Source organism: Chitinophaga barathri (genome assembly GCF_003807585.1).
Lineage (GTDB): Bacteria > Bacteroidota > Bacteroidia > Chitinophagales > Chitinophagaceae > Chitinophaga > Chitinophaga barathri.
In genome coordinates, this window is the sequence record NZ_RMBX01000001.1 from 400,801 (window position 1) to 420,240 (window position 19,440).

Consider the following 19,440-nt stretch of genomic DNA (forward strand, 5'->3'; position numbering starts at 1 on the left):
AAAGTTTAATTACAATTTATCATCCGTAACCTTCGGGGTATAGTAATTGTATTGTTTCATATCTCCCACCCTGATGTAGCGCCTGCTGCTTTTCTTTTCCTTCGCTCCTTCTTCCGCAAAAAAAGTTTGAAGCAGGTATCCATCGGCGGCATCGGGCAATTTCAGAGAATAAGCCATCCCGATCCTGTCGGATGCCGGAAGCTCGATGGCGCGTTCCTCCTTCAATACGTGCTCCCCTTTTGAATTTATCAGCACTATTTCAAGTGTTCCCCTTGCACTTTTATTATCATCATTCACGCCTGTCAATGTCAGGTTCAACTGGCTTCCTGGCTTGTGGGCCGGCATTTCGGATACATACCGTTCATCGGTAAGGTTGATGAATACATTTTTTACGGTGAACGCGTCTTTGAAGGCAAATAATGCGGGAGCGGGCCGCAGGTCTTTTATATCTCCCACGAACCAATCTCCCGTGTACCCAAAATTGTTAGTCAGGTGACAAAATGCAAGCACGCCGGCAACACTCCTGTTGCTGCGCAGCCATTCCGTTTCCAGCTGCAGCCAGTACGCCTGTAAAAACCATCGTTCCGCCGCGGTAGCATTTTTACCAAGATATTTATCATACACCTCCACAGTCAGCTTGCTGGGCGTTCCGTCGCGCCATAGCCATATCCAGCCATATTCATTGACGAGCTGCGCCGCTGAAGACCCTTCCATATCCTTCACGATCCCTGGCTTGTAATCCAGGTCGCCCAGCGGATAAAACAACCTCCCCGGCTCTTTAAAATCACTAACGCCCTGGTACGGATGAGGTTCATCCATATCATCGTTGTGCATCGACGTTGCGGTCATAAAACCGGCATCCCAGATGCGTGTGGGATCCAGCTTTTTTAATTCGGGAATTAGCACATTGCCGATAAAATCATCCCAGTTTTCATTGATGCCGTCCCAGATGGCGATACTGGGATGCGAGCCGTCTGACCATACCCAGTCCGTGTATTCTTTTCTTATCTGTTCATTCCAGCCGTGGTTCTGCCAGTAAAACCATTCGTTCTGGAACAGCAGGCCATATTCGTCAGCCAGGTCGTACCAGAAATCAGGCACAATGCCTACGCAGATGCGCATCGCGTTCCAATCCAGCTTCTTGGGTATGTCGATCAGCATTTTCTTTACCCATTCCCGGTCCCATGCCAGATTACGGCAATCCGGATCTTCAAAGAACCTTTGCAAGGTAATATTGGAGCCGCGCAGGTAATATTTATCTCCGTTGAGATAGAAGAATTTCCCTTTCCTTTCAAAATCCCGCATCCCAAAATTCTTCTGAAGGACATCGGAAGTCTTTCCTTTATAATCCACAGAAATTTCGGCCGTGTACAGAAAAGGGTCTTCTGGCGACCATGCATGGACGTCGTTCATCGGAATGACAGCATCCAGTTCATTTTGGCGGTCCCTGACGGATATATGCGGTTGACTAAATTCAGCTACCAGCCTATTCGATTTTTTTTCACGAATCTTTATATTCAGTAAAAGGGAATCCCTGGTGCTTTCTCCGAAATAAATCTGGGCAGGGTTTAGGTTCCACAATTTGACTTTTACATGCGCCTTTTTTTGATCAAGATCGGGCAAAACAAGCACCCTGTTCACACGGAGCTTGTTGGTGAAGGTCAGCGATACATCATCCCAGATGCCGGGAAGGTAGTGTTCCTTTTCTTTGTCCGTACTGCCCGCCGCGGCACTGGGCAACCAATAGCGGTCACCTGTTTTGATGATGATTTCGTTTTCCTGGCCGAATTTCAGGGCTCGTGACACTGCCACTTCCACAGGCGTATAACATTCCATGAATGACCCGAGATCTATGCCATTCACGAACACCTGTGTGACGTACTGGCTTTTTTTGATGCTCAGCACACCTTCCATTGACGCTAAATCCTTTGAAACAAATACCTTTTTCCTGTACCAGCTGTACCGTGGCGTATAGTCGATGTTGTAAACGCCATGCTGTTTTTTGGCGTCTACTTTTTGCAGTCTCTTAAAAAACTTGTCGTATTCCTCGATCCGGGGCGTCGCAAGATGTACAAGGCCGGGGACAGGTATTTTCCGGCTAAAGACAGCGGGCGCCCATGCAGTTACAGTCTGTTCGAAATCCCATGTGCCGTTAAGATTCATTATCACGCGCGGAGGAGCCGCCTGGGCGGTGTGTGTTGTAAAAAAAAGGCACAACGCAAAGCATAGTCTTTTCAATCGCATATGTAGGTTTACTTTTTTTTTAATTCTGCATTAGTTCCACGTCAATGTTGCCACATCTCCCTGTCTCAGCTTATATACCACATTCCCGCCATTCCAGGCTATCCTGAATGTCGCGTCGGTTTTGCCGTTGTTGATAACCAATATTACCTTGGATCCGTCAGGGTTGATAAATGCCACATTTTCGATGGAATCATGCCGTGAACTGGAAGCGATCCTTTTGGCCCCGGAAGCGACAAATTTGCTGGCATGCGCCAGCGCATAATATTCGGGCATCCGGGTAATATTCCCGGAAGGATCTATCATCATCAGTCCATAACATGCTGCACAGTTCTGATCTTCCGGTCTTTTAGATTTTTGCAGCATATTTCCTTTATCCAATACAAGGTTCCAGAGGCATACCCCTTTTGACCAGTTGCGGACGCTGCCGATGATCACACGGGAAACGAATTCTTTCATCGATTCTCTAAAACCGCCGATCCATTCGCCGCCCGAGCCTTCGGTAAACCAGATGTCCATGCCGGGGTATTTGTCGTGCACGAAAGACTGAAGCTCGGGGGAGCCGCCATAGTTATGAAAACCGGTACCATCGATATATTTCCGTGCGATCGAATCTTCCAGCAGCTCGAGCGGGTATTTAAACCCCTTGTCGCCAGCAGAATATAGTCCCCAGTTATGATCGAAAATAATAAGTTTGGTGCTGATACCCGCATCCGCGAATGCAGGCCCGATGTTATTTTTTATAAAATCCGCCTGTTCCCTTGCAGTCATGATCATCCCGGGATACGTTTCAGGCCCGAATTCCGGTTCGTTCTGAATGGTGACCGCGTACAGCGGAATCCCTTCCTTTTCATATGCCTGCACATATTTTACAAAATACCTGGCATAGGTATCATAATAACGGGGAAGCAGGAAAGAACCGCCTGTTCCTCGCATGGAGCCGGTATTCTTCATCCATCCGGGCGCGCTGCAGGGTGAACCGAATATCTTTAGCTCACTGTTCTTCAACCTCGCCGTCTTTAGCATCGGGATCACGTCCGCCTGGTCTTTCCGGATCGAAAAATGAACCAGGCCGGTATCTGTTTTCCCCGTGGGCAGATCGTCATAACTGTAGTCACCACCGATCTCGTATCCCGATGCGCCGATCATTTGCCGGACAAAACTCAAACGCATGCCTTCGCTGCCAAAGAGTTCCGTCATCACTGAATCGCGCCTGGCAGGATTTAGGTAACGGTTCAGCACATAAGCCGCTGTACCTGTCATTGCCGCGCCGAAACCATCCATTTCCTGGTAAGTGATCCGCTCATCGACATATACGATCTCGTGCGTTTTCATGTCGCCGGAATCTTTTTCGAAAAACAAATCGGGTTGCTTTGCCAATAGTTTACCGCCATCAGCCGTTGTTAACCATACATCCAATTTTGTTTTGTCTTTTTCCTCCTGTGCATGTGCCATCATCGTCGCCAGCAAATGTGGCAAAAGAAGCCAAAATAATTTCTTCATAAAATCAATTCCGTGGTGTGTGCCTTATATGATCAAAATGATTTGCTGCTTAATAACCGGTGTTCTGAGACAAGTTCTTATCCAGGTCCCTCTCGGCCTGTGGTACAGGAAATAATAAATCACTGGCTACTGCGCCATAATTCAGATTATTCCCTGAAGGACCCTTTAAACTATTCATAACGCTGAGCGTGTAAGGCACGCCGGCCCGAAGCAGGTCCATCCACCGCTGTCCTTCAAACGCAAGCTCCAACCTTCTTTCCAATAAAATTGCTTCGGCCATTGCAGCCTGACCTGAAGCCGAAGTCGGCAGCAGGTTCACACGCCCCCTGATGGCGTTGACCAATGGAGCCGCATCAGCCGGTCGCCCCAGTTTGTTCAGCGCTTCCGCTTTCAGCAAAATGATATCTGCCAGACGGATCAGGATCGTATTGTAATCGCCATTCCATCCACCGCCGCCTGTCATGCGCCATTTATACGAAAACGGTACTGGTTGCGTCGCGGCTGTATAAGGGGGAGGGGTGGTATTGGTCGTCTGCGTATTTTCAAAAAATACGGAGGAATGCAGGCGAACGCTATCTCCTGAACTGCGGAACAGGTTTACCAGGTCGTTTGACGGACTGCAGAACTTGGCCCAGGTATCTCCCGTGAGAGAGTAAGGCAGGTAAAGATTGATGGTCCACATACCAAAACCGGTAGAAGTACTGCTATGCTGCACTTCAAAAATGGATTCGATACTGTTCTTGTGTTTGTTGTCCCAAAGGAATTCGAAATCGCTGAGCAGGTCATAACCGCCAGTCCCGGAGCCACCGAATTTAGGCGGTAAAATGCTATTGCAAGCCGCAAGGCAGGCATCATACTTTCCTTGCTGGGCATAGGCTTTCGCCAGTAAAGCCTGCGCTGCTCCTTTGGTCACCCTGCCGGCCGCTGCCGCTCTAACGGGCAACACGGCTCCCGCTTCCTGCAGGTCCTTTTCCACCTGCCCGTACACTTCCGCAACAGGATCGCGGGAAGGGTACAGCTCAGCGTTTTCAGCCGTAAGCACCAAAGGAACTTCGCCATATAGTATTACCAGGTTAAAATAATGAAGCGCGCGTAAGAATTTTGCCTCACCCAGTATTTGTTCCTTCCTTTCGGAAGACAATGCCGGGTCATTTATGCGTGGAACATTATCCAGCACAGAATTCGCGCTGGCGACGCAACGGTACAGGTACGACCAGTCGCGCGAAATGTTCCCGTTCGTAGGAGCCAGGTTCAGGTTGTCCACGGCCTGAACGTCACCGCTGTTCCCGCCTGCATAACAGTTGTCCGACCGCACGTCGCCATTGATCTCAAAATCCCACAGGTAGTACTCGCTGTTTCCGAAGGAATAGGCGCCGGCCAAACCTGCTTCCGCATCAGATGCGGTTTTATAGAAGGTGTCGGTTGTTAAAGCCGACACAGGTGTTTTTTCCAGGAAGTCCTTTCCGCAAGAGATAAGGAAAGCTGTCAATGCAGCAAAAAAGACCGAAGGAATATATTTGTTTTTCATTGTTTGCTATTTTATTCAGTAAATGCTAGAGCTGGATGTTGATGCCAAACGTGTAGGATTTAGATTGCGGATAAGTTCCATAATCGATCCCAACGGCCTGTGAACTGGTACCGAAAGCATTTATTTCGGGATAATAACCGGAATAGTTCGTGATGGTCAGAAGATTGGTCGCGGTTACATACAGCCGCACGTTTTCAAAACCAATGTTTTGCAAACTCTTCAGTTTAAGGGAATAGCTTAGCGTAGCGCTTCGTATCCTCGCAAAAGAACCGTCTTCGATAAACCTTGAAGAGATCAAGGTGTTCCCATTGGGATCGCCATATGCGGCCATCGGGATATCAGTTACATCTCCCGGCTTCTTCCATCTTCTCAAAGCGTCCGCCGTTGCGTTCCCTACGGTACTCATGCCCTCAGTCTCTATTCTCGTGGCATTGAATATCTTGTTGCCGGTAACGCCGTCTACCAGGATGTTCAGCGAAAAATTTTTGTATGAAAAGTCATTTGAAAAACCGATGGTAAAAGTAGGCAGCCCAGTTCCAAGAGAAGTACGATCGGTATCGGAACTAACATGACGACCATCAGCATAACCACCTTTGCCCAGCCTGCGGTAATTGATGTTGCCGGTTTGCGGGTTTACGCCTTCGGCTACGTAGCCCCAGAAAGTTCCCAGCGGCAGACCGTTTTTTATGATCGCCGGGTAGAATGGATTACCGTTGCCGCCGAAAGCGATTCCGCCTGTATAATAAACGGTTCCCGAATCGAGGCCACTGATCCTGTTTTTATTATATGAGACGTTCAGCGTGCTGTTCCAGTTGAAATCCTTCCCGTTGGCCACAGCTCCGTTAATGGACAGGTCAACTCCTGAGTTCAACACAACGCCCGGCAGGTTCACGAATGTAAAAGGAGTGCCCGTTGCGGAAGGCGTTGTGGAAGGGAGGTTTTTCTGAAAGATCAGATTGGTCGTTTGTTTACGATAGTAATCCGCAGAAATCGTCAGCCTGCTGTTCAATATGCTGACGTCAAGCCCCGCATTGATACCTTTCCCAGATTCCCATTTCAGATCAGGATTGCCAATAGGGTTTGTTGGAACATAACCCGATACGACCCGGCCTCCCAGGAGCGCCGACCCGGGAGCGAGCGTATTTACTGAAGGATAATTCACCGGCGGCAAATTGCCGGTAGCCCCATATCCCGCCCTGATCTTCAGATCCTGGATGAAGGTAAGCGATTGAAAGAACGGTTCGTTTGAAACGCGCCAGCCGACGGACACCGCGGGAAAATAGCCGTACATGTTGTTGGAACCGAACCTGGAAGCACCGTCCCTGCGAAGCGATGCTGTAAGCAGGTATTTATCATCATAAGTGTAAGCGACCCTCGCAAAATAAGAAGCAGTGGCGTACTCCGCTTTGTTGCCGTTTAGCAGGTAGTTGCTGGAAGCTGCGTTCAGTGTGGGAATATATCCCGTAGCAAACCCTTTGCCCTCGGCATAATTATACCTGTATTTCTCGCTGAGAGCCGTGGTGCCGATCACTGCATTGATGGTTTGCTTATTGAATGACTTCGTGTAAGTCAAAGTATTTTCCCAGGTATACCGGAAAACTTCCTGCGCGGTATTGCTGCCAAAACCGCCATTGCTCATATCTCCCACTGTAGCGGTCGGACTGACGAAATAATCATTGGTCGAGTTTTCAAGCGATGCGCCGAACTGCGTGCGGAAAGTAAGATCAAATGGCAGCTTGATCTCTGCATGCAAATCACCCAGCAAATTATTAAAAACGGTTTTGTTGGAAGCCGCGTAAATATCTTTCACTGCTGTGAAGGACCCATCAAGGCCTGTTCCATAAAAGGTCGTTCCGGGCGTATAGATCGGGATAAACGGATTGATGTTCAGCGCCGCCATCACTGCCCCGCCATGCTGCTGGGAATTATTCAACCCCGCGATGATGTTGCCGTTGGACCGGTTATACGATAAATGCGTGCCTACTTCCAGCCATTTGTTCATCGTTTGTTTGAGATTGAGCTTGGCAAAGTAACGTTTCCGGTCAGAGTTGCGGATGATCCCTTGCTGGTCCACATACCCTACTCCCAGGTAATATTGGCTCTTTTCCGATCCCCCGGAAAAGCCCGCGCTTAAACCGGTTTGCAAAGCATCCCGGTAAATAAGGTCTTGCCAGTTGTTATTTACACTGTTCACGGCCGAGTCCGAGATATTAAAGCTGCTGCCAACATTCGCATATGCTTCTTTTAGCATTTGTGCTGACTGTGGCCCGTCAAGCACAGGAATCTTCTTAGTGATCTGCTGGACGCCAGTATAAAAATTAAGCTCCGTCCTGGGTTTGCCAACAGCTCCTTTTTTTGTAGTAATCAGCACCACACCATTGATAGCGCCCGCGGCACCATAAATGCCCGCGGCAGACGCATCTTTCAGGACACTGATCGACTCAATTGAATTAGGATCAATGCTTTTGGTGTTCGGTGCAATAACACCATCTATGACATATAACGGTTCGCTGCCATTCGGTGACGATATCCCTCTGACACGGACGGAGAAATCTCCACCGGGTTCCCCCGATGGTTGAGTCACCTGTACGCCGGCTGCTTTGCCCTGCAGTATTTCAGCCGTATTGGTGATGGGGCGCGAAGAAACGTCCTTGACGCTTACGGTCGAGATGGCGGAAGTGATGTCTTTTTTCCGCAGCGAACCATACCCGATCACTACAACATTTTCGAGACTGGCCACTTTCGGATGCAGTACCACTACCAAATAATCATCGTTGCGGACTATCTGGCTGAAAGGTTCCATCCCTACATAAGTAAAGTTCAGCGTACCTCCCCTGGGAACGTTTATCGAAAAAGTTCCCGAAACATCCGTAACAGCCGATGCGGAATTGTCTTTAACACTGATGGAAACACCCGGCAACGTGTCTCCTGAGCTGCTCCTTACAATACCTTTTACTTTTATGGCCTGACCTTGCGCAGACGCTCCGCAAAGGCTTGCAATAATCATAAAAAAGAGGAGCGCAATGTTTGTCCGGAAGACTAAAATCTTCCTGAAACATAACCTGAACCGGGATTTGAACGGTAAATTCTTGATCATAACGTGATAGATAATGGTGGATAAACGTGGTTAAATGTAAATGGATTCTCACTTCACAATACTAAAGTAAAAAATCTTTTTCAATACTGGTATATACTGGTACATTTTTTTTATTTTTGTCTTGCGGAAGGGTGCTTTAAATCTTTTTTTACCTTGCACCAAATGAATTAACTGTATGGAACTGATCACAATAGATAATACGGTAGCGTTACCGATTTACAAGCAAATCATAAAGTCTGTTCATGAGGGCATCCAGAACGGCTCATTAAAACATGGCGACCTTCTTCCGTCGGTAAACCAGATAGCGGCGAAATTCTCTCTGGCGAGAGGCTCGGTGTTTACAGCATACAATGAACTGCGGGCTTCGGGCATCATTGATTCGATTCCGGGGAAAGGCTACTTCGTGGCCAGCACGCAGGTGAAACAGGTACAAAACATTTTTCTGCTGTTCAGCACGTTTACGCCATATAAAGAAGTACTGTACAATGCATTTTTAAATAAGTTGGATGGAACCTGCAATGTGGACATCTATTTCCATCACCACAATATTAAAATATTTGATACAATCATACGGGAACAGGCATCCTATTACAATACATTCGTCGTTATGCCTGAAGTGCATGAAAAAACTGCTGAGATACTTTCGCAGCTGGATCCTAAACGGACTTACCTGCTGGATGTTGGGCTAAAAGAATATGGAAAACAATTTCCCGGTATATGCCAGAATTTTGAAAAAGATATCTTTAGTATCTGCACGGAAAACATCGAACTGCTTAAAAAATACAAGCGCCTCGTCCTCGTATTTCCTCCAGGTACCAAATCAAATGGCATAGTTACAGGGTTTAAGAAATTTACCCGCAAAAACGATATAGACGCCGCTGTAGTTGACTCCGTAAAACAATGCGAAGCAAAAAAAGGTGATTGTTATGTCGTGATCGACGATAACGACCTGGTGCATATCATCAAAAAAAGCAACAGCAACAAATTAAAACTGGGTCAGGACATCGGCGTTATCTCCTACAACGAAACTGAGCTGAAAAGTATCATCGCCGAGGGCATTACTACGATCACAACGGATTTCGAGCATATGGGGAGTCGTATGGCAGAAATGATCCTGAACAATGAAACCGTTATGGAGGAGAACCCGTTCCTGATCATAAAACGAAAATCCGTTTAAAAGCAAATATTAAAATGATACATCAACCACCTGTACACTTCCTGGGAAAAACGCTGACAGGCCAGCCTGTTCAAAAACAGGTAAGAAAGCTGAAAGACCTGGATAATATATTTCTGGATCAGGCCGCATTCTCAGCGGCGGACATGAACAGAGTCGTCTACGAGGTGTTTTCATATCTTCCTGTTGATGAAGGCACTGAAGGGGGACTATTCTTCGGCATGACCCACCTGTATCCTGGCACTGTCGGACAGGAATTTTATATGACAAAAGGACATTTTCATACGATCGAAAACCGCGCGGAGTATTACTGGTGCGTAGAAGGCGAAGGCATGCTGCTGATGATGGACAAGCACCGCAATACCTGGGCTGAACAAATGCAGCCCGGCAGCCTGCACTATATCGACGGCTATACCGCGCATCGCGTTGCCAATACAGGTGGAGGTATTCTATCCTTTGGCGCCTGCTGGCCTTCGGATGCCGGTCATGACTATGCAACTATCGTTAAAAACGGTTTTTCCAGAAGACTGCTTTCCGTTGAGGGAAAGCCCGCGCTCGTTTAATTCCCACGCTACGTTATGAAAAAAAATATAATCGGCATCGACCTTGGCGGTACTATGGTAAAAATAGGCCTGGTACGCAACAGGGAAATAATCGGTGAAAAAAAAATCGAAGCGCGGTCAGAAAATGGCCTTGCGCCCCTCCTACCCGCCCTGGAAGAGCAGATCAACGATCTGATGCTAGAAAACGGGGTGAACAGTGCTGACCTTACCGGAATCGGCCTTGCATTTCCTGGCCTCGTCAACTGCCATTCCCAAAAAGTCCTTTCCACCAATAAAAAATATGATGATGCCTGCGGAATAGACCTGAATGAATGGGTACGTCAAAAATGGAAAACCTCATTCTTTCTCGACAACGACGCCAGGATGGCTGCCGTTGGTGAATGGAAATCCGGCATCGGTCAGGGAACAGACAACCTCGTGGCGATCACGCTGGGAACCGGCATTGGAGCCGCAGCTATTATGGAAGGCAGGCTGCTCCGTGGAAAACATTACCAGGCGGGTGTTTTAGGCGGCCATATTTCTCTTAACTATAAAGGCCAAACATGCACCTGCGGCAACACCGGGTGTGCCGAAGCGGAGATCTCCAGCTGGAATATCGGCGACAAAATCACCGGCGATCAGCGATTTTCAGAAAGTCTGCTTGCCGGCGCAGGGCGGCTTGATTTCGAAACATTATTCGGAGCAGCCCTGCATAACGACGGACTGGCGATCGCGATAAGAGAAGAATGCCTCCAGATATGGTCAGTCGCAATCATCAACCTGATACATGCGTACGATCCGGATATGGTCGTAATGAGCGGCGGCATCATGAACAGCAAGGCCATCATTATTCCCGCCATCCAAAAAATCGTCGACGCCCGTGCATGGTGCCCATGGGGGAAAGTTTCAGTGAAAGCATCAACGCTTATTGACAAAGCGGCGATCCTGGGAGTAACTTATTGTCTCGAACATCAACTATAAATAATGAATAAATATTTACTGGAAACGCCGAACTACGAAAAAAGTCCGGTGATAGAAACAGGCTCTAAAGGCGTGTCTTTCCGCGGCTGGAAGGCTATCGGGGAAAAACTTATCAACAGTTTGACAGGCCTACAAAAAGAACGGCTGGTTATTGCCGTGGAGTGTTATCACGGTGTTTTGGATAAGGAAGTATTGCCTGCTCTTCAGGAAATTCTTCCCGGCCAATATTTTCTCACTTCGAATTATTTAAAGACCGAACAGGAAATCGATGAAATAGTATACCCGGATGTAACGGACGATGAAGTATTCGGGTTTGTTTCAAGGCTTACCATTGATGATTTTTTTGATGCGGCAAAAGTAACCGGGACAAAAAATGAAATAAGCGGCACGACCGGAATATCTATAGTGTACGGATGCGGAGCTTCTTTGATAGCGGAGCAACCGGACATGATCATCTACATCGATATGGCGCGATGGGAGATCCAGCAGCGCCTGCGAGGCGGAAAGGTGAACAATATCGGGTCTTCCAAATCAGGGATGAAAGCATCCTTGCAGTACAAAAGGGCCTTTTATGTGGATTGGCGGGTATGTGACGCGGTTAAGAAAAAAATAATGCCCAGAGCAGATTTTATACTCGACACACACCAGGTGGAATTACCCAAAATGGTGACCGGAGATGCCTTCCGCAAAGCACTTGCACTGGCGGCCCAACAGCCTTTCCGGGTAGTGCCTTTTTTTGACCCGGGTGTCTGGGGCGGACAATGGATGAAGGAATATTGCGACCTTGATCGCAGCGCTGTTAATTATGCATGGTGTTTTGATTGTGTACCTGAAGAAAACAGTCTTCTCTTTCGCTTCGATGACATCGTATTTGAAACACCAGCTATCAACGTGGTATACTTCCAGCCGCGCCTCCTCCTCGGACCCGTGGTGCAGGCGCGGTTTGGCGATGAATTCCCCATCCGGTTCGACTTTCTCGACACCATGGATGGTGGAAACCTCAGCCTCCAGGTCCATCCAACCACCGACTATGCCAGGGAAAATTTCGGTATCTGTTACACCCAGGATGAAAGTTATTACCTGCTTGATGCGGGCGAAGATGCCTGCGTATACCTTGGGCTGAAGGAAGATGCCAATGTGGATGAAATGTTCCGGGAACTGGAAACCGCGCAAAGCGATGGCAGCACCTTTGACGCAGAGAACTACGTGGAGAAATGGAAAGCAAAAAAACACGACCATGTGCTGATACCGGCCGGCACGATCCATTGCTCAGGTAAAAACAGCATGGTGCTTGAGATCAGCGCAACACCGTTCAATTTTACTTTCAAACTATGGGACTGGGGCCGCCTCGGACTTGATGGAAAACCACGCCCTATCAACATCAGGCACGGTAAAGAGGTGATAGACAGAAGCCGCACCACAAACAACGTAAAAACCGAATTAATCAATTCTATCAGCATTGTAGCTGAAGGGGAAGGCTGGAAAGAAGAAAAGACTGGTCTTCATGAATGCGAGTTCATTGAGTCCAGGCGCCACTGGTTCACTAAAAAAGTACAGCATTCCACCAACGGCGGCGTACAGGTGCTGAACCTGGTGGAAGGACGGGAAGCGATCGTGGAAAGCCCGGAAAATGCCTTTGCTCCCTTTGTGGTCCACTACGCGGAAACATTCATCATCCCCGCGTCGGTAAAAGATTATACCATACGGCCTCATGGGGAAAGTGAAGGCAAACTTTGCGCAACCATCAAAGCGTTCGTACGCACGAATCCATAAAAAACTCTGAACATGAGCAATAACTATGTAACTAAACCCATACCTGAAAACAAACCGGCGGTACAAGTTGTCCACCGCCCATGGGGTTCTTTTAAACAGTTTGCCAATAACGAAGATTGCACAGTAAGCCTGATGACGGTCCTTCCCGGCCAGCGGTTAAGCCTCCAGTCCCATACAGGCAGGGCGGAGCTATGGATCGTGATCGATGACGGCGCCAGGGTGCAGGTGGGCGATCAGATCAGCGATCACCACGCAGGAGATGAGATATGGATCAGGGCAAATGAACGACACCGTTTAAGCTGTACAGGTAATGCCCCTGTACGGGTGCTTGAAGTTGCATTCGGGAACTGGCAACAGGAGGATATTTCACGCTTCAGCGATGATTACAAGCGGGGCTGAGCCAGACTTTTATTCTAAATTCCACACATGACAAAGGCAACAGTAACATCAAACACAACGGGTATTTCCCTTATTGCCGCTATCGGCGGATTGCTTTTCGGTTTTGATACCGCAGTTATTTCCGGTGCATTAGGCCTGGTCAAGCTACAATTCCCACTTACCGTCGCTATGGAAGGATGGCTGGTCAGCAGCGGCTTACTCGGCTGCATCATGGGTGTTTTCCTCACGGGATCAGTCAGCGACCGCATCGGGCGCAAAAAAGTATTGATACTGTCAGGATGGACGTTCCTACTATCAGCTTTAGGATGTGCTTTCGCTTCCTCCTTGTCGATCTTCATTTTGGCAAGATTTATTGGTGGGGTAGGTGTAGGAATGGCCTCTGTCATCTCTCCCATGTACATTGCCGAGTTTGCGCCAGCATCGAAAAGAGGACAGATGATCGCATATTACCAGCTTGCCATCACGCTGGGCATCCTGCTGGCCTACTTTTCAAATGCGCTGCTACTGAAGCTAACCCAGGCAACCTTTGACGCTCCCACCCTTCAGTGGTTTTTTCAGGCAGAGGCATGGCGGCCCATGTTTCTCGTTATGGCCATTCCTTCCATCCTGTACATACAGTACCTGGCAGGCATTCCTGAAAGTCCACGGTGGCTGATATCCTTGGGTAAAACGGCAGAAGCAGCAACTATTCTTCACCGCATCAGGGAGCCACAGTCAGCAGAAAAAGAGCTGCAGGGAATAACATCTGCTGCTTCCGCCAAACCAGGTCAACGCCTGACACTCAAAAGCAAAACAATCAGGTTGCCATTACTAATAGGCATCCTGCTGGCGGTTTTTCAGCAATTCAGCGGGATTAATGCCATTATCTATTATGGGCCCAGTATTTTCGAAGCGGCCGGCATGGGAAAGGGTGATGCATTGATATTTCAGACGATCATCGGTGCCATCAATGTCATCTTCACCTTTGTAGCAATCAAAAAAGCAGATAAGCTGGGCCGCAAGTTCCTTCTGGTGGCGGGCCTTACGGGAATGATCGTATCTCTGGTGTGTTGTGGCCTGCTGTTTTATTCAGGGAACACCGGCAATGCCCTTCTGCTGCTGGCCATCATTTTGTTTATCGCCTGTTTTGCCATGTCCGTTGGCCCTATCACATGGATCCTGATCAATGAGATTTTTCCTACTGAAGTAAGGGTTAAAGCAGTCGCTGTTTGCACATTTGCGCTATGGGCAGCAGTTTGGATGGTAGGGCAATTCTTTCCATGGCTACTACAAAATACAGGCCCAGCCAATACTTTCTGGCTTTTCGCCTTTTTCTGCCTGCTAAACCTGATTTTTTGCTACCGGGCCGTACGTGAAACAAAGAATAAAACACTGGAAGAAGTAGAACAAATTTTTATATCTGCACATTGACATCCGGTTAGTGGCAGTACCGGCAGTTGCCAGGTGACGACAGCTGTTGTCACCTGGTTAGTCTTACGGTTTCTGATTTCACTTTTAAGCCAGTGTGGGTTACTCCCTCGATCCTGAATTCAAAATAGGGATCTGCCGGTGATACCGGAATTGTAAATTCATAGGGGTAATCACGGTCGTCTACCGTTTCCCAGTTATTTCCTTGCTTATAGTACAAACTTGCTTCTTTCAGCATTTTTTTGTCAGCCTGAAGCCAAATGTAGGCGCTGTTAAAGCTTTTACCCCAACTAAACAGCATTCCCGTTACTTCTCCAAAAGCTGATTTTGTAATTTTGAAGCTCTGATCAGATAACGGCTTGTTCCGGCCATCATTAATTTTATCCTGAAACTGCGGAATTACTTTTAACCCCTCTATGGATATTGCTGTAATACCCCCGCCACTGATATCCAGCTCCAGGCTCCCGCCTTTTAAAGCAATAGCTTTGTCCGGCCGGTTATCTTTCCAGACATTGACTTTGTAGTCGACATGACAGTTATAAGACACCACCCCTGGGTTCAGCGCTATTTTCGTTCTGGATGCGCGGTTTGACTGATTGAGAAAAGCAATGTAAAGATTATTGTTACCGTAGCCAGAAACATAATTTATCTGGGGATCAGCAATGTCAATCATTTTTTGAGGCATCCAAAGCTTTACATTTTCGTCGCCATAAAACTTTCCGGGGCGGTCTCCGTAGACCTTGCTTTGTAGGTAAGCGTATCCTTGCGCATTTTGAGACGGAAAATCAATCTTACCGGCAGATTTATAGATAGCATCCGTGACCAGGTAATCCATCAAAAGGGCTATATGCGGCCATACATGGTTGTAAAAAACATCTGTATAGGTAATTTCCTGGAAACCCCTGAGCGGAAAATCCGGGCGGGAATATATACTTACGTATTCAGTATTCATCGTATATCCGGGGTAGTTTGCATACCTGCCTACAACAGCGGATCGGGCAATATTCTTAAAAAAGGCATCCCCGGTGTAATGTGCAAGTCTTAGCATATACGCCGCATAGTGCGTGAGGAATACCGCCGGGTTAACATGAAAAGTATTGGTTGCTTCCGGCGTAAGCCCGATCTGCGACACCTGCCAGGCAGGAATAGCTTGTTCGGCAGCGATCATAGGCACTCTGGATATTTTATTCCTTTGATTCCCGCCAATGGTTGCCGTATCTCCCTTGTGAACTATAATATTTCCTACAGGTATTGCTGGTTGCAGCCAAACGTACTCTGAATAGGTTTTAGCGCCCTCTACTGCGGCATTTAAATACTTCAAATCCCTCGTTTCCTCGTAGATCTCCAGCAAATCCATCCATTTTGGGGCAAAATCTGTCCAGAACTGCCCTCCACCGCCGCCAGCAATACGGGCATCTTTAAAATTATTCTGCGTGCTCAATACTCTTTGATCAATGTATTCATTTGCCCCGCCGACCGCTTTGTCAAAATATTTTTTCTCTGACGTCATCCGGTACAAAGCCAGTGAGCTTTGCCAGCTGGCACTGTCACTCGCCATTCTGAGGTTAAGCGCTCTTCTTTTGCCAAACAAGGTCTCAGCATAATATTTAAACACCGTATTCCTGTTTCCTGAAAGGCTGTATAAGGTTGCCAACTCCGAGACCTCGGCAGTCGGGCCTTTCAAACTATGAGAAGCATGCTGGCCTTTTGCATCCGGATCAAAGCCAAATAAGTACTTCTCCCTGGACATCAGGTACTCAATCATAGGCAACGTACGCCTTGTGAAAATGTCCTGGTTATCAGTTATGAGGGCAATAGAGAAAGGATGAAGAGAGGAAACCAGTTTTACAGCACCTTTCACGTCATTGATATAGTTGAAGGCCTTATATTCAGGCATCCAGCCGCTGTAATAATCATTGAGCGCAAAATCAATAAAGTTTTCAATGGTTTTGTTTAAGGAAAGAGCCACATTTTCCCTGTAATCCTTGAATTTATATATATTCTCCGCAATGTAGCGGTAAGATGCATGGCAATCTCCTTTGAGCGTCAATAACCTGAAACTGAAAGAGAAAGCGGTATTCTTTTCCAGGTTTGAAGCCGGAAGGCCCAAAACCGGCGCAAATATCATCGGTTGAGCGTTCCCTTTGTCATTTCTTAAAAGTACACCAAACCTGGAATTTTTAAATGTTGGCAACCGGAAAGGCACTTCAGATGGATCGGCCACCAGGCTCGTGGTAACGCCGGCTGCTTTAACGGTTACCGCCGGCAACGGACATGCGTATTCCATGGATAAAAACGACCTGGAGGGAAAGCGTCTTTCCTGCCATATAAGTGGCTGCCATAGCTCTTCCACACCCGCCTGCTGAACCTCCGGAACACCGGTATAACCTACAGAATAGGAGGCTGCTATTTTAGGAATAAATGTAAAGGTAACAAGCGGCTCACCATTTTGCTCCAGTGTGATTTCCGCAGATAAGGTAAAACGATCATTTTCCGGGAAAATCCATCCTATTTTTCGGTTTGAAAAGTTAACCTCCGAGGCAAAAATTGCCATCTTTTCCCCTGCGCTGAAAAAATCGTAGCTACTCTGGGAATCGCTGTCCGAAGTCTTCCAGGAAGGCAAAACATAGTTAAGTTCCTTATAGTTACCCTGAGAAATCTTTATTGGAGAATCACTATATATTACTGTAAAATGGGGATTAAACAACTGTTTTACCCGGTGCTTTTTTGAAAAAATTTCTAATGTACCGTTATTATAAACCTTTAACTGGTAGAGGTTATTTTCTAAAGTTCCCTTTAGCTTATTGTCGACGACCTGCCGGGCGGTAGCGGGAGCAACTGAATCTGCAAGCCTACGCTCATTTGCTGTGATGGAGTTTAAAACAGAAAATGCTGCCAGGATTAGAACAATATATTTCACGTTTTTTGTTTGATTAAAAATGAATTTTATTCTATTTTTTAAGCATTCTTTCCATTTCGATCCCTGCAAAGATCAGCGGAAATAATCCATGGGTATCATTATCCATCACCGGCCGGTTGTAATAAAATTTCAAATCCATACTCACATTGGTTCCCACAACGGTACCATGCACTGTCCCGTCTTTCTCAATGGCAGTTTGTAAAGCCTTCCATCCCTTCATGGCGCTGGTTTTGTATTTAGCCCCTTTAAGCCATTTGTTGTTCACCCCTCTTGCCAGGGCCATGGTAAAGATGGCAGTTCCGGAGGTTTCATCCTTCGATTCAGTTTTATCGAGAACATTCCGCCAAAAGCCGGTTTCAGGATTCTGAAGCTTCACCAATGCATCAATATGTGATCTATAAATAAGCATTATCTTCTGATACAGCGGGTGATGCTTTGGCAGGCGCAGCAGCACCTCCGCTGCAGCCCATAAGCCCCATCCGTTAGCCCGGGACCAGTGTGGATAACGGTTCTCCGGCCTGGTACTGCTATAGGTGTGACGGTATAAATTAATTCCCGTATCAAAAAGATGTTTATTGAATGAAATAACCTGACTGGCAGCATCGTTGTAGAGCCTTTCCCTCTCGCTTTTATCCGAGGAAAGTTCAGCAGAAAAAAGCAAGAACGGAATGCCCATAAACATATCATCCACCCAAACAGAAAGTTCCACGGGCTCCTTACGGGCAAAAGTTCCATCCTGAAGCCTTACCTGCCCTTTTTTTGCATAGGCTATTATCGGGCTGACAAATGAAGTATATTCCTCCCGCTCATCAAACTTTCCTTCGCGCACCAACCGCGAGATAAAAGGAAGTGCCGGCGCTGTGGTATAATCCAGCATTGGACGGTCTATCATCGTATTAAATGCAGACTTCACACCATGCAGTTTTTTTACCTGGTGTTCTATCAAGGGCCTGTTATCTATCATAAAATTCATCCATTGCCTGGAGAAGCGAGCATATTTCAGTTGTTTGGTCTCATCTGAAAGTGCCTGCATCGCCCACATAAAACCCCCAACATGATAATTCCAGTTATAAAATTCACCATTATTTATTACGTCAGCGAAGATCTCCATTTTCGGAACGGTCCAGGTGAGAATTTCATCAGCACTTTTATAAAATTCACCGGGTTTAAATTGTGTTTCTATTTCCTGTACTATTGCGGGAAATCTGCCAAGGATCAGCCAGTTGCTGCCTTTTATATCCGGGGCTAATTTTTCCAGGGAGAAATAGATATTTTTCGCTGATGCCGATGGCTCTTTCATACCGGCAGATTGCAGGTAAAATACCCAGTCTCCTTTTCCTTTCGTTTCAGCCTGGATAAAAATCTCATTTGTTCCTTTTTGCAGCCGCGAATTGAATTTATTTTTTAGCGTATACGTTTTTTCATTGTAAACGACTTCGACTGTACCATCAGCTGCCTGGTCATAAGCCACTTCCCCATTTATCCATATCTTAACATGGTCATTATGACTGATCTCAAAAGTAACCTCCTGGGTATCACCACTTATTATTGAGCTCGCTGCATAGGCAACCCCAGGTGCATTTTTCCCAAAATTGTTGCTAAAATCAACGATCTCGGTTTCTTTATATTTGGCAGGCATGGTATACCTGAACTCAAAGCGGGTTTCTTTGATCGCCTTCTCTGCGATAGTCCTGACAACCTCAATAGGACTGGAATTATTTGACTGATCTATCTGCCCATACGCCCTGACATTCCAGGAAAAAATACCAAGTATTACGAAAAAGCCAAGTACCAGGTTGAAATACAGCGGTCTACGGCAACTCGCCAGCTTATTGCTGGAGGTGCTGAGGTTTATACTAAAAATTTGCATAGGTT

12 protein-coding genes are annotated in these 19,440 nt (G+C 47.0%); 6 read left to right on the plus strand and 6 right to left on the minus strand.

Annotation, left to right across the window (positions count from 1 at the left end):
* Positions 1 to 9: 9 nt before the first annotated feature.
* The 4 genes from EG028_RS01445 to EG028_RS01460 all read right to left on the minus strand — a co-directional run bounded on the left by EG028_RS01445 (position 10) and on the right by EG028_RS01460 (position 8,369).
* Positions 10 to 2,163: a glycoside hydrolase family 2 protein gene (locus EG028_RS01445; RefSeq protein ID WP_206614332.1), complete on the minus strand. Its 2,154-nt coding sequence runs from the start codon at positions 2,161 to 2,163 to the stop codon at positions 10 to 12.
* 111 nt (positions 2,164 to 2,274) lie between these two features.
* Positions 2,275 to 3,744: a glycoside hydrolase family 30 protein gene (locus EG028_RS01450; protein ID WP_120514258.1), complete on the minus strand. Its 1,470-nt coding sequence runs from the start codon at positions 3,742 to 3,744 to the stop codon at positions 2,275 to 2,277.
* Positions 3,745 to 3,793: 49 nt separating this feature from the next.
* Complete coding sequence (locus tag EG028_RS01455; RefSeq protein WP_120514259.1) at positions 3,794 to 5,272, minus strand: RagB/SusD family nutrient uptake outer membrane protein; 1,479 nt, start codon at positions 5,270 to 5,272, stop codon at positions 3,794 to 3,796.
* A gap of 25 nt (positions 5,273 to 5,297) precedes the next feature.
* The gene (locus EG028_RS01460; RefSeq protein WP_120514260.1) at positions 5,298 to 8,369 is read right to left on the minus strand and encodes a SusC/RagA family TonB-linked outer membrane protein; all 3,072 of its coding nucleotides are present in this window, start codon (positions 8,367 to 8,369) and stop codon (positions 5,298 to 5,300) included.
* A gap of 175 nt (positions 8,370 to 8,544) precedes the next feature.
* Between EG028_RS01460 and EG028_RS01465 the strand changes: the two genes are divergently transcribed.
* Genes EG028_RS01465 through EG028_RS01490 form a run of 6 tightly spaced genes read left to right on the plus strand, consistent with a single transcriptional unit; the run spans position 8,545 to position 14,648 of the window.
* Positions 8,545 to 9,546 carry a GntR family transcriptional regulator gene (locus tag EG028_RS01465; RefSeq protein WP_120514261.1) on the plus strand — a complete coding sequence of 334 codons (1,002 nt, stop codon included), beginning with the start codon at positions 8,545 to 8,547 and terminating at the stop codon, positions 9,544 to 9,546.
* Between the two features lie 14 nt (positions 9,547 to 9,560).
* On the plus strand, positions 9,561 to 10,106 hold the full coding sequence (locus EG028_RS01470) for a glucose-6-phosphate isomerase family protein (RefSeq protein ID WP_120514262.1): 546 nt from the start codon (positions 9,561 to 9,563) through the stop codon (positions 10,104 to 10,106).
* Between the two features lie 15 nt (positions 10,107 to 10,121).
* Entirely contained in the window at positions 10,122 to 11,066 is a 945-nt protein-coding gene (locus EG028_RS01475) for an ROK family protein (RefSeq protein WP_120514263.1), read from the plus strand.
* A gap of 3 nt (positions 11,067 to 11,069) precedes the next feature.
* Positions 11,070 to 12,839 (plus strand): class I mannose-6-phosphate isomerase, encoded by a 1,770-nt coding sequence (locus EG028_RS01480; protein ID WP_120514264.1) that lies wholly within the window; start codon positions 11,070 to 11,072, stop codon positions 12,837 to 12,839.
* A gap of 12 nt (positions 12,840 to 12,851) precedes the next feature.
* The gene (locus EG028_RS01485) at positions 12,852 to 13,238 is read left to right on the plus strand and encodes a phosphomannose isomerase type II C-terminal cupin domain (protein WP_120514265.1); all 387 of its coding nucleotides are present in this window, start codon (positions 12,852 to 12,854) and stop codon (positions 13,236 to 13,238) included.
* A 27-nt stretch (positions 13,239 to 13,265) separates the two neighbouring features.
* Complete coding sequence (locus EG028_RS01490; protein WP_120514266.1) at positions 13,266 to 14,648, plus strand: sugar porter family MFS transporter; 1,383 nt, start codon at positions 13,266 to 13,268, stop codon at positions 14,646 to 14,648.
* 49 nt (positions 14,649 to 14,697) lie between these two features.
* On the opposite strand, the gene EG028_RS01495 is transcribed toward EG028_RS01490, so the two are convergent.
* Positions 14,698 to 17,565 (minus strand): hypothetical protein, encoded by a 2,868-nt coding sequence (locus EG028_RS01495; protein WP_120514267.1) that lies wholly within the window; start codon positions 17,563 to 17,565, stop codon positions 14,698 to 14,700.
* Positions 17,566 to 17,596: 31 nt separating this feature from the next.
* Entirely contained in the window at positions 17,597 to 19,435 is a 1,839-nt protein-coding gene (locus EG028_RS01500; protein ID WP_120514268.1) for a glycoside hydrolase family 88/105 protein, read from the minus strand.
* Between the last annotated feature and the right edge of the window lie 5 nt (positions 19,436 to 19,440).